Origin of the sequence: Pseudomonas sp. MIACH (assembly GCF_001269925.1) — a bacterium.
Classification (GTDB): Bacteria; Pseudomonadota; Gammaproteobacteria; order Pseudomonadales; family Pseudomonadaceae; genus Aquipseudomonas.
In genome coordinates, this window is record NZ_LHVO01000018.1 from 232,197 (window position 1) to 244,025 (window position 11,829).

Annotated in this window: 8 protein-coding genes and 1 pseudogene; 2 read left to right on the forward strand and 7 right to left on the reverse strand. The window is 62.2% G+C overall.

Going from position 1 to position 11,829, the window contains the following annotated elements:
* Positions 1-9: 9 nt before the first annotated feature.
* The 4 genes from AD670_RS07480 to AD670_RS07495 are packed head-to-tail and all read right to left on the reverse strand — an operon-like array spanning position 10 to position 4,928.
* Positions 10-1,050, reverse strand: coding sequence for a YCF48-related protein (locus AD670_RS07480; protein WP_053129950.1), 1,041 nt, complete (start codon positions 1,048-1,050; stop codon positions 10-12).
* A gap of 12 nt (positions 1,051-1,062) precedes the next feature.
* On the reverse strand, positions 1,063-1,857 hold the full coding sequence (locus AD670_RS07485) for an SDR family NAD(P)-dependent oxidoreductase (protein ID WP_053129953.1): 795 nt from the start codon (positions 1,855-1,857) through the stop codon (positions 1,063-1,065).
* A gap of 27 nt (positions 1,858-1,884) precedes the next feature.
* On the reverse strand, positions 1,885-3,375 hold the full coding sequence (locus AD670_RS07490) for an aldehyde dehydrogenase family protein (RefSeq protein WP_053129956.1): 1,491 nt from the start codon (positions 3,373-3,375) through the stop codon (positions 1,885-1,887).
* 11 nt (positions 3,376-3,386) lie between these two features.
* A complete protein-coding gene (locus AD670_RS07495) occupies positions 3,387-4,928 on the reverse strand; it encodes an acetolactate synthase large subunit (protein WP_053129959.1) in 1,542 nt (513 codons plus the stop codon).
* Positions 4,929-5,165: 237 nt separating this feature from the next.
* On the opposite strand from AD670_RS07495, the gene AD670_RS07500 reads away from it, so the two are divergent.
* Positions 5,166-5,924, forward strand: a complete 759-nt coding sequence (locus AD670_RS07500; protein ID WP_053129962.1) for an IclR family transcriptional regulator — start codon at positions 5,166-5,168, stop codon at positions 5,922-5,924.
* A gap of 10 nt (positions 5,925-5,934) precedes the next feature.
* Here AD670_RS07500 and AD670_RS07505 read toward each other — a convergent pair whose 3' ends face one another.
* The 3 genes from AD670_RS07505 to AD670_RS07515 all read right to left on the reverse strand — a co-directional run bounded on the left by AD670_RS07505 (position 5,935) and on the right by AD670_RS07515 (position 10,235).
* Positions 5,935-7,260 carry a hypothetical protein gene (locus AD670_RS07505; RefSeq protein WP_172681451.1) on the reverse strand — a complete coding sequence of 442 codons (1,326 nt, stop codon included), beginning with the start codon at positions 7,258-7,260 and terminating at the stop codon, positions 5,935-5,937.
* A gap of 3 nt (positions 7,261-7,263) precedes the next feature.
* Positions 7,264-8,694, reverse strand: a complete 1,431-nt coding sequence (locus AD670_RS07510) for an aldehyde dehydrogenase family protein (RefSeq protein WP_053129965.1) — start codon at positions 8,692-8,694, stop codon at positions 7,264-7,266.
* A gap of 92 nt (positions 8,695-8,786) precedes the next feature.
* Positions 8,787-10,235 (reverse strand): APC family permease, encoded by a 1,449-nt coding sequence (locus AD670_RS07515; protein ID WP_053129968.1) that lies wholly within the window; start codon positions 10,233-10,235, stop codon positions 8,787-8,789.
* 727 nt (positions 10,236-10,962) lie between these two features.
* Between AD670_RS07515 and AD670_RS32230 the strand changes: the two are divergent.
* Positions 10,963-11,772: pseudogene (locus tag AD670_RS32230) on the forward strand (HAMP domain-containing protein); the annotation flags it as partial.
* Positions 11,773-11,829 lie beyond the last annotated feature (57 nt).

Consider the following 11,829-nt stretch of genomic DNA (forward strand, 5'->3'; position numbering starts at 1 on the left):
CGGTATACCTCAGTGCTTTTTGACGATGGATTGATGCCCGGACTTGATCTGCGCAACCGCAGGCGTCCACAGCACATCAGCGATCTCGCTGAATTCCCGCCAATGTTTCTGCCAGCCGTCACCGCCATTGTCGGAGGTGAACAAATGCCCGTACTTGGTGCCCGCCACGATCTGTCGCGGGTTGGCCGGGTTGAAGGCAATCGCCCAGACGCAGGAGTTGGGCTGCTGTGGCAGCGGCAGCACGTTCCAACTGAGTGCGGCATCACGGGATATCAGAATCTTGCTGGTGGTGCCGGGCGTACCATCGGAAATACTCAGGTACAGCTCGTTTTGCGTGCCCAAAGGCGCGTTCATGGCGCGTATGTAGTACAGGCCTAAGGCTTCGCGACCAATGATGCCGGTCCAGGTCAGTCCCTCGTCCAGACTGCGGTACACCGCATTGACGCAGACCACCACGATGACTTTCTCGCCGTGATTGGGCAGTACCAGGATGTTGTGGACGTCCGAGTTGTAGTCCCACAGCAGTCGGTCATCGACGCGGGTCCAACTGTCGCCGCCGTCACGGGAATGGAACAACCCGCCCTCCTCCAGGCCGAACCACAACTGGTTGCGGTCGGTGGGGTCATAGGCGAAGGCCAGCAGGCGTGGGCGGCTGACGCCATCGCAGAACTCGGGGATTTCCACCGGGGCGCGATCCCAGCTCAGGCCGCCGTCCAGGGTGCGCCACAACACGGCACGCGAAGGCGCGCCGGTGCCGACGAAAATGCGTTGTGCATCCTGCGGGTCAACCGCAACTTTCCACACGGTTTGCTCGTTGAAAGGCGAATCGATGCGCTGCCAATGCCCACCGGTATCGTGGCTCACACACAAGCCCACATCGGTACCGGCATAGATCCGCTCGGGCGTGTCGGGGTGCAGGCTCAAGGATCGGGTGATCGCATCGAACTCCAGGTCCTGCCCCAGGCCCAGGCGATGCCAGGTCTTGCCATCGTCGGCGCTGCGGATCACCGCTTGCCCGACGGTGGCGACCAAAAGGGTTCCATTACTCATCTGTGATACTCCTCAGATATAGATGCCACGGGTCAAACCGCCGTCGATGCCGATGGATTCACCGGTCACCGCAGCCGCTTTCGGCGACGCCAGGAAGCCAATCAACCAGCCCATTTCAATCGGTGCGAGGGTGCGGCGAATCGGCGTCGCGTCGATGTAGGCCTGCTCGACCTGCTCGGCGGTCTTGCCCTGCTTGACTGCTTCGCGCTCGTACAGCTCCTGGATATGCGGGGTGTCGACGACGCCGGGGTGAATCAGGTTGACCGTGATGCCCGAAGGGCCAAGCTGGTCGGACAGGGTCTTGGTCATGTGGGCGATGGCCAGGTTGCGCATGCCCGAGAGCACTTTGCTGCTGCGCCCGGTGAGGCCGCCGATGTTGATGATGCGACCGAAGCCGCCCGCCTTCATGTGTGGGGTCACCGCCTTGGCGCAACGGAAGTAGCCGATCACCTTGGTGTTGAGGTCCGACAGCAGCTCATCATCGCCGGCGTGTTCGATGTCATTGCGCACCACACCCGATGGCGCCGCAGCACCGTTGACCAGGATGTCGATACGGCCGAAATGCTTGTGAGCCGCCTCGACCATCTCCGACACAGCCTTCATGTCATTGGTGTCACAGAACAGCGGCAGCACTTCATTGCCGGTCTGTGCGGTGATCTCTTCGGCCGCCAGCTGCAGGAACGCCATGCGCCGTGCGCAGATCACCACCTTGCAGCCTTCCTCGGAGAGAAAACGTGCGACTTCCTTGCCGATGCCCATACCGCCACCGGTGACAATGGCCACGCGGCCTTTCAATTCCAGATCCATAGCAATTACCTCTTGTGATTATTCAGTTCAGGTCAGATCGACAAACACACTCTTGGTCTCGGTGTAGGCATCGATCACGTTCTTGCCCATTTCCCGGCCCCAGCCGGATTGTTTGTAGCCACCGAACGGTGAAGAGGGATCGACCACGTTCCAGCAGTTGATCCATACCGAGCCGGCCTTGAGCTGTGCGGCCACGCGGTGCGCCGAGCGCAGGTCGCGGGTCCACAGGCCAGCGGCGAGGCCATACGGCGAATCGTTGGCGCGCAGCACCAGGTCGTCGATTTCGTTCCAGCTCATGACGGTCAGTACCGGGCCGAAGATTTCTTCGCGAGCTACACAGGCGCGCTCGGCACGGTCGAGGAACACGCTCGGTTGAATGAAATGCCCATGCTCCAGGTGTTCGGGACGGCCGCCGCCGCAGATCAGTTCGGCGCCCTCCTCCTGGCCCCGCTGCAGGTAACCCTTGACGGTGTTCAACTGCCGCGCGGACACCAACGGCCCCATGCTGTTGGCCGGGTCCAGGCCGTTACCCAGCACATAGGCGGCGGCATGGCGCTGCAATTCTTCGAGCACCTGGTCGAGCACACTGGCGTGTACATACAGGCGTGAACCCGCCGTGCACACCTGCCCTTGGTTGTAGAAAATCCCATCGGCGGCCCCCTTGGCGGCGCGCACAATGTCGGCGTCTGGAAGAATGATGTTCGGCGACTTGCCGCCCAGTTCCAGCGAGACCTTTTTCATGTTGCCGGTGGCCGCCTGGGCGATCAGCCGCCCGACCTGGGTCGAGCCGGTAAAGGCGATCTTGTCCACGTCGGAGTGCTGTGCCAGCGGTGCGCCGGTGTCGGCGCCCAGGCCGGTGATCAGGTTGACCACGCCGGCGGGGAAGCCGGCGGCCTCGATCAGTTGCACCAGGCGGATCGCGATCAGCGGCGTCTGCTCGGCGGGCTTGAGCACCGCCACGCAACCGGTGGCCAACGCCGGGCCAAGCTTCCACACGCACATGGTCAACGGGAAGTTCCACGGCACGATCAGCGCGCAGACCCCCACCGGTTCGCGCAACGTGTAGTTGAGCATCGGCGCGCCGCTGGCCGGCGATACGGGCAGCGTGCTGCCTTCGATCTTGGTGGGCCAGCCGGCAAAGTAGCGGATGATATTCGCCGCGCTGGCCGCTTCACCGCGTGCGTTGGCGATAGGCTTGCCGTTCTCCAGGGTGATCAGTTGCGCCAGTTCCTCACGGTGCTGATCCAACAGATCGGCCAGGCGAAACAGCAACAGGCCGCGCTGCGCCGGTGACTGCAAGGCCCAGGTGCCGGTAAAGGCTGCACGCGCGGCTGCAACGGCCGCGTTCACATCGCGCTCATCGCCTTGGGCGACTTCGGTCAGGGTCTGTTCAGTGGCCGGGTTTTCCACCGCAAAGCGGCGACCGCTGGCGGCGTCCTGCCAGGTACCGCCGATGAACAGGCGACCGGGCTGCGCCAGGAACGCCCGGACGGCAGGTAATAATTCGGGCTGATACATAGTCGACTCCTTCACAGCGCCATTTCGATCAGGCAAGGACCACGGTCGGCCTTGGCATTGGCCAGTGCCCGTTGCAGTTCGGCATTGGTCTGTACCGTGCAGGCCGCGACCCCGTAACCTTTGGCCAGGGCCTTCCAATCAATACGCGGACTGTCGAGCACGGTCAGGCGCAGGGCTTGCGGGTCCATTTCGGTCATACCGAAACGGCGCAGCTCGTTCTGCAAAATCGCGTAGCGATGGTTGGCGGCAATCAGGATCACCACCGGCAACTGCTCGCGGGCGATGCTCCATAGGGTTTGAATGGTGTACTGGGCACTGCCGTCCGATTGCAGGCAGAACACGCTATTGCCGCGCTCCGCCAAGGCGGCACCGAACCCCACCGGAATCCCCTGGCCAATCGCGCCACCGGTATTGGTCAATACCCGATGCCGCGCGGCGCGGGCGGAAGCGGTAAAGAACGGATAGCCGCAGGTGCCGCCCTCGACCGAGACAATGCTGTCGTGGGGCAGTGATGCGGCCAGCACTTGGCCGATGGATTGTGGCGTCAGCTCGGCATGGCCGGGCGGCAGTTCGATACCCTCCGGGGTCGGCACATAGGCCGGTGCATTCAGGGCATCGGCCAACGCCGTCAGCGCGCCGGCAACATCGTCACCGACTTCGGCCAACGTCAGCAGGCGATCACGTTCGGCGAGGCGCGACGGGATGCCTTCGTAGCCAAAGTAACTGATGGGCTCGGGCACGCCTGCACAAATGACCAGGTCGTACTGCTCAAGAATTTCAATCGCCACTTCCGGGAAATACGGCAGGCGATCCAGGTCCGGTAAACCACCACCACGGTAGCTCAGGCGCGGAAAGGTCTCGGCAAACAGGCGCACGCCGGGCAGTTGTGCCAGGCGCCCCGCCGCTTCCAGGCCGGCGACCGACAAGCCCTCATCGCCGACGATAAACACCAGCCGCTGGCCGTCCCGCAGTGCCTGCGCCACGGTTTCGATCCGGTCACCGGCAAACCGGCGAACCGGAGCACGCAGAGGTGCGAACACACCGTTGTGCGTCACTGCGTGGGCTTGCAGGTCCATGGGCAGAATCAAACTGGCGATCTGGCCTTTGGCCTGCCATGCCGCACGCACCGCTTCCTGCAAATCCTCACCAATACCCGCCGCCGTGCGCGAGGTGCGCACCCAGCCAGAGACGGTGCCGGCCAGGGCCTGGATGTCGCTGGCCAAGGGCGGATCGTAGTTGACATGCCAGGAGGCGTGATCGCCGATGACGTTGACGATCGGCGTATTGGCCCGACGCGCGTTATGCAGGTTGGCGATGCCATTGGCAAAGCCTGGGCCCAAGTGGGTCAGGGTCATTGCCGGCTTGCCGGCGATCCGGCCATAGCCGTCCGCAGCGCCCGTGCACACCCCTTCGAACAGCGACAACACCGGCTTGAGAGCAGGTGCGCTGGCCATGGCGGCCACCAGAGGAATCTCGGTGGTCCCGGGGTTGGCGAAGCAGTACTCGATACCGCTTGCCGCTGCCGCATTCACTATCAGTTGCGCACCATTCATTTTCAGCCCTCTTGCTTGAGCATTTGCAGTGATGAGATTTATCACATACAAAATCGCAACCAACAAGCATTTTATTAATGAAATTCTCACCTGATGAGATTTGCGCAATATTTATAGACTCAAGATCCATCCCGAGATTGCGTTTTTCTCTCACTGCGGTAGTGTTGCGCCAGCGCTTGGGCGACCTGATCCTGGCGGGTACGCAACCAACGCCCTTCCCTTTCTTTTAGGAACACAATGAGCAGCCTGAGCAAATTGCTGAGCATCCTGGACCTGTTCGGTCCACAGACGCTGAAGATCGAACCCGACACCATTGCCGAGCGCATGGGTCTGTCACGGGCGACCGTGTACCGCTACGTCAAGGACTTGTGTGACGCCGGCATGCTCACCCGCGTGGACGCCGGCAGCTATGGCCTGGGGCCGCGCGTGATCGAGCTGGACTGGATGATGCGTCAGTACGATCCGATCCTGATCGCCGGCCGCGAGCTGATGCACGAGCTGTCCGCGCAAACCGGCCTGGCGGTGTTTGCCAGCGTGTTTTACGACGGGCGCATCATCAACACCTACATCGCCGAACCCACCGACACCTATCACTTTGCGTTCGGGCGCGGGCAGCCGTTGCCGTTTTTTCGCGGGGCGCAATCGAAGGTCCTGATCGCTTTCCAGAAGGGTCGGCGCCTGCAACGCTTGTTCGACGAGCACATGGCCAACGACCCGGACAGCCCGTATGACTGGGCCGGTTTCTCCAAGGCCGCGAAAAAAATCCGCAAGGACGGCTACTGCCTGACCCACGACGAACTCAACCTGGGCCTGACCGGTATCGCTGCACCGATCATCCAGGCCGACCTTGACGAGGTGGTCGGCAGCCTGTCCGCCGTCGGCAGCAGCCAGAGCTTCAAGCTGCTGCGCCAGGAAACCGTGATCGAAATGGTCATGGATACCACCCGGCGCATTGCCGATAACATGCGCAACCCGCCGAGCAGCATCACGCCCTAGCCCATCACGCTCAGAACGGCACGGCCAGCGACAATTGGCTGTACAGGTTGGTGCCATTGCCACCCACTTGATTACCGCCGGTGGTCGAGTCCTGCCTGGGTTTGTACAGCCCCACCAGCGGCGTGATGATCAAGTGCGGGTTGACCGCCCATTCGGCGTACACATCCAGCTCGCGGCCATCGAGGTTCAACGCATTGCTTTTACGCACGGTGGCGTAATCGAAATACAGCGCACCCAGGCTCAGGTTTTCCAATGGGGTTGCCTTCAACCCGACATGGTGGATGCGAGTATTGGTGTTGAACGGACCGGCGTAGTTGCCGGCCACTTCGCCCTGGAACCAGGTGCCATAGCCGGTGCTCAAGCCGGTGAAAAGCGCGTCCCAGTTCTGCGAATAGCGGGTGTAGCGATACGTCACCTTGGGAGCCCAGGCGGTATCGGCGAAGGTGTAGCCCGCCTCGCCGTACCAGGCTTTTTCAGGCCCCGCATCCTTGTCCTGCCAGGCGTACTCGAACGCCAGGCTGACGTTCTTGATGCCCGCATCGCCTTCACCGCGCACGCTATAAATGTTCATGCCCTTGCGCTGGCGTTGAAAATCGCTGGCCCATTGATCGTTCACGTCCAGGCCATGGACCCAGGTCAAGCCGAGCGTCCCCGGTTGGGCCGTGTAATCCAGGGTGCCGGCGGCCAACTCGGTCTCGGCCTGGATGCGGTTGTCGGACTTGAGCCACAACACGCTGCCATGCAGGCCGTCCTGCCCCCCCAGGCGCAGCACGGCGGTCTGATCGAACGCGTGCCGAGCCGCCAGGTAGTAGGCGCCCCCACGGTTCAAGGTGCCATCGGCCGGGCCCTTGCCGGGATTCAGACCGTCATCGTTGATCAGGAACCCTCGGCCGACCTTGACCACCTGGCGTCCGCCGGAAATATCCACGCCGTCTTTACCGAGCACAGGAAACAGGTCACCGGAACGCCAGCCCAGGTAGGCGTCTTCAATCTTCGTCGTACGCTCGGTGCCGAGGCTGTTGCCGCCCGGATCGCCATCGCCCCACGAGGCGGAGCTGACCAGGGCAAATGCCCCGTATGCGCTGCCATTGCCCCCCAACGTCTGGTTGCCACTCAAACCGTATTTGATAAAGCCTTCACGCCAACTGGAACCACCTGGCGTGCCATCGTAATTCTTGCGGCTGTTGAACAGACCGAACACTGCCGTCATGTCGGCGTTGAGATGACGACTCTCATCGCTGTACAGCTCATAAGCGTGCACCTGACTGATAGTGCCGAGCGCCAGGGTGCACACAAGCGTGCAACCGAATACGGGATGACGTGATAGATAACGCATGGTTCAAACTCCTTCTTCGACAGCCTGCTTGCGTACAAACAGCAGTTGCTGACCCGTGAACTCCAATAGCCCTTCAAGACCGAACTCGACACCAAACCCCGACATCTTGCTGCCGCCAAACGGCGTGTTCGGCTGGATCTGTGCGTGGCAATTGACCCACGCCACACCACTCTCCAAGCGACTGGCCAAGGCCTGGGCCTGCTCGACATCCGGCCCCCAGACCGAGCCGCCGAGCCCCATGTCTCCGGCATTGGCGCGCGTCAGGACATCCTCGACATCCCGGTAGGCAATCAACGGCAACACCGGGCCGAACTGTTCTTCGTCGACCAGGCGATGGCCGTCGGTCACGTCTGCAACCAGCGTCGGCGGATAGAAATAGCCCGGATGGTCCAGGCGCGCACCGCCACATAACACCCGCGCACCCTGTGCCCGTGCGTCGTCGACCAATGCCTCCACCAGTTCCAGTTGCTCAAGGTTCTGCACGGGCCCGAAGGTCACACCGGCGTCGAGGCCATCACCCACCACCTGGCGCGCTGCAATCTGCGTCAGCGCGTCAGCAAAAGCCTGGTACTGCGATTCGTGGATATACAGGCGTTTGAGCGCAGCACAGGTCTGGCCCATGTTGAGGAAGGCCGCCTGGAAGATCTCCTCGGCCACGGCCTCCACGGCGGTCCCCGGCAATACGATGGCGGCGTCGTTACCACCGAGTTCCAGGGTCAGGCGCTTGAGGTTGCTGGCGGCGCCGCGCATTACGCTTTGCCCGGTGGCGGTGGAGCCGGTGAAGACGATCTTCTGGATCCCCGGGTGCGAGGTGATCGCACTGCCGAAGCCTCGCTCGCCGGTCACGCAATTGATCACACCGCGAGGTACGTGCCGGCCAATGATCGCCACCAGGCCCAAGGTACTCAGCGGTGTCAGGCTCGACGGTTTGCTGATCACACAGTTGCCCGCACGCAGCGCCGGCATGATGTGCCAGACGGCAATCATGAACGGCCAGTTCCAGGGGGTGATCGACGCCACGACGCCCAACGGTTTGCGGTGCAGCTCAATGCGCTGGGTGGGAGTTTCTTCCACCAGTTCCACCGCAATGTCCTGCCCGGCCGCGTAGCGCGTCCAGGCGGCGGCGCCCATGACCTCGGAAAACGCCAGCTCCAGCGGCTTGCCTTGCTCCAGCACAATCAGGCGCGCCAGTGACTCGGCCTCTTGCTCGATATCTGCCGCAATCGCCATCAAACGCTCGCAACGGTCAGGGTGGCTACTGTGGCGCCAGCTTTTGAACGCCGCCTGCGCGGCACTCACTGCCTGGTCAAGTTGCCCCAGTGAACCGGCCGGGCATTGGGCGAATGCCGTACCGGTGGCCGGGTTGATCACATCAAACTGGCCTTCGTCGCCGGCCACCTGAACCCCATCGATAAGCATCTTGTAGTTGTGCATTTGAAACCTTCCTTTCACACGCTGACGCGCCATGCCGAGCAACGGCAGGCTGCGATTGTCTGGTTAGTCGAGCTATGAAAACGCGGGGGGCCTTAAAGCTTGTGGCTGCCCAAGGCCAGGAAGCGTTGCGGCGAGCTGTTGCGCAGTCGCGCGGCGAGCACGATGCCGATGATCAAGGCCGCCGGAATAATCGCGCAGAGGCTGTAGGACAGCAGTTGGCTGGCACCGGTCAGCACATCGAAATGCACCACCGCCAACACCAGCACCATCACCAGCGCCAGGCTCGAAATACCGGGCAGGATCCGTCCACGCAACAGCCCGACCTTAAGCTCGGGATGGCGATGAAAGTAGACGCACACCGACACTGAGGTCAGCGCCATCAACAGGATCACGCACAGCGTGGCCAGGTTGGATAGCCAGGCAAACAGTTGCAGGATCGGATCGGCATCCATCGCGGCAAATATCAGCACCACGACCGCCGCGATCAAACTCTGCAACGCCGAGCCCATATGCGGGCTCTGGTGCACGCGATGGGTGGTGCCCAGCAGGCTGTGCAACAGACCGTCGCGCCCGATGGCGTAGAAGTAACGCGCGGCGGCGTTATGAAAGGCCAACAGCCCGGCATAGATACTGACCATGAACAGCACGCGGATAATCTGGGTCAGTTGCGGGCCGACAAAGTGGTCGGACATGCCATAGATAAACGTGGTTGGGTCCTGCAAGGACTGCAGCAGCGGCACGATCTTGTCCGACCCCACCCCCACCACCATCGACCACACCGACAGTGCGTAGAAACCACCGATCAGCAACACCGAACAGTAGGTGGCAATCGGAATACTGCGCTTGGGGTTCTTGGCCTCTTCACCGTAGATGGTCGTGGCCTCGAAGCCGATAAAAGCGGCGAAACAAAACAACAAGCCGATTGACGGCGTGCCACTGAACACATAGCTGCTGCTGAACGAGTCAAGGTTGACGCCGCTGTCGCCGCCGGACTTGAGAATGGCGAAGTCCAGGACCAGGATCGCCAGGTACTCGGCGATCACCACCACCGACAGCACCCGCGCCGACAGGTCAATCTTGCGATAGCCCAGGATCGCGATGCTCGCCATCGCCATCAACGAGTACGACCACCACGGCAGCACCAGGCCGAAGGCGGTTTCCATGGTGCCACTGACCACACCGCCAAACATCCCGTACAACCCGACCTGCAGGATGTTATACGCAAACATCGCCAGCACCCCGGCGGCACCGCCCGCCAGGCCACCCAGGCCACGGGACGTGAACGCGTAAAAGCCACCGGCATTGGTCACGTGGCGCGACATGGTGGTGTAACCCACCGAGAACGCCAGCAGCACCAGCAAGGCGAGAATCAGCAAAGCCGGGGTGCCGGCCCCGTTGCCCAGCATGATGCCGATGGGGAAGCCGCCGGCGATCACACTCAGCGGGCTCGCCGCCGATATCACGAAGAAGATAATGAAGCCCACACCCAGGGCGCCACGCTTGAGCTCCGTGGAGCTGTTGACCGGGATAGATACACTCATGTTGTTGACCTTATTGTATGAGGCAGTCGCTTTAGGGGTGGTCCGACCACACAGCATCGGCACCAGTTAGCGTTTTGTTTTAGTTGCGCGCTGAATTTGATCCTATGCCCGCCCCTGAACCGCTCGCTATCCCAAATCGGTAGCATCCGAAGCCCCGCCCCAAAACAGGTCGAGGCAACAGGCTCACTCCCCGCGCAGTTGCCGATTTGGGATAGCCGCCTGGCCTGTCATGCCTGCAACCTAGCATCAGCCGTGCTATGCCCGGATGCCGACGACCAGAATAAGAATGAGGGCTCGCCCCCCAGCCCATCATCGCGACGCCCACTTGTAGGAAGCCTCAACCATGCAGCCAGCTCACCTCACCATTCAATGGCGTATTACCCTGCTGAGCGGACTCTGCCTGCTGGCAGTGGTGGCGGCTCTGATTGGTGCCAGCGCGTATCAGAATCAAGCCAGTGCAAAGCTGCTTAAAGAGCAGAGCAGCGAGTTGCTCGGACAGGCTGCGCTGGAGCGCTTGCAGGCCCAGGCCGTGGCGCATGGCCAACAGGTGGAGCGTTTTTTCACTGAAACCGCGCTGTATGGCGAGGGGTTTGCGCAACAGGTTCTGCAACTGCGCGAGCAAACGCTCAACGGCCGCCTGACGGTCGCGCAATTGCGCGAAGCGCTGATCAGCAACGCCCGTGAAACCCTGAAACAACGCGAAAAAGTCCTCGGCCTGTACGTCATCATGCTGCCGGACGCGCTGGGCGGCACTGACGCCGATTGGCGCGACCAACGCGCGGTGGCGGGCAATGAAACCGGGCGCTTTGCGCTGTATTGGTCACAGAGTCAACCGGGGCAACTGGTGCAGGAGGTACTGAGCGAGGCACAAATCGCCGCAAACACCGCGCCCCCCGGCAGCGAACCGGGGAACGCCTGGTACGCCTGCCCTCAGGCGCAACGCCAGGTGTGTGTGGTCGAACCGTACACCATCGAAGTGGAGGGCCAGAAAGCCCTGATGAGCAGCATTTCCATCCCCCTGATCGTCAACGGCAAAGTGCTCGGCGTGGTGGGTATGGACATCAGCCTCGACACCTTGCAAAAGCTGGCGGCCAACCTCGGCCAGGACCTCTACCAGGGCGACAGCCAGGTCACCATCCTGTCGGCCACGGGCCAAGTGGCGGGACGCAGCGGCGCTGTCTCGGGGGACACACTGGATATCCGCCAGCCCTTACAGACGGCGGCGGGCAAGCCGGCCTGGCAACTGCAGATCAAGGTTCCACAGGCGCGGGTGCAGGCGCCAGCCCGGCAGATGCAAAGCGAACTCGACGACAAAAGTCGTGAGTCCAACTGGCTCAACCTCGGCCTGGGTATCCTGGCCAGCAGCCTGGGTATGCTGCTGATCTGGCTGGCCGCTTACGGCGTGACGCGCCCGCTGCTGAAGATGGCCGAATTGCTCGATGCGATTGTCGAAGGCGACGGTGACCTCACTCAGCGCCTGCCCAGCGGGCGACGCGACGAACTGGGCCACTTGGCCGATGGCTTCAACCGTTTCCTCGACAAGTTGCAGCCGATTATTCGCGCGATCCAGGCCGCGTCCCTGGACACCCGCAAC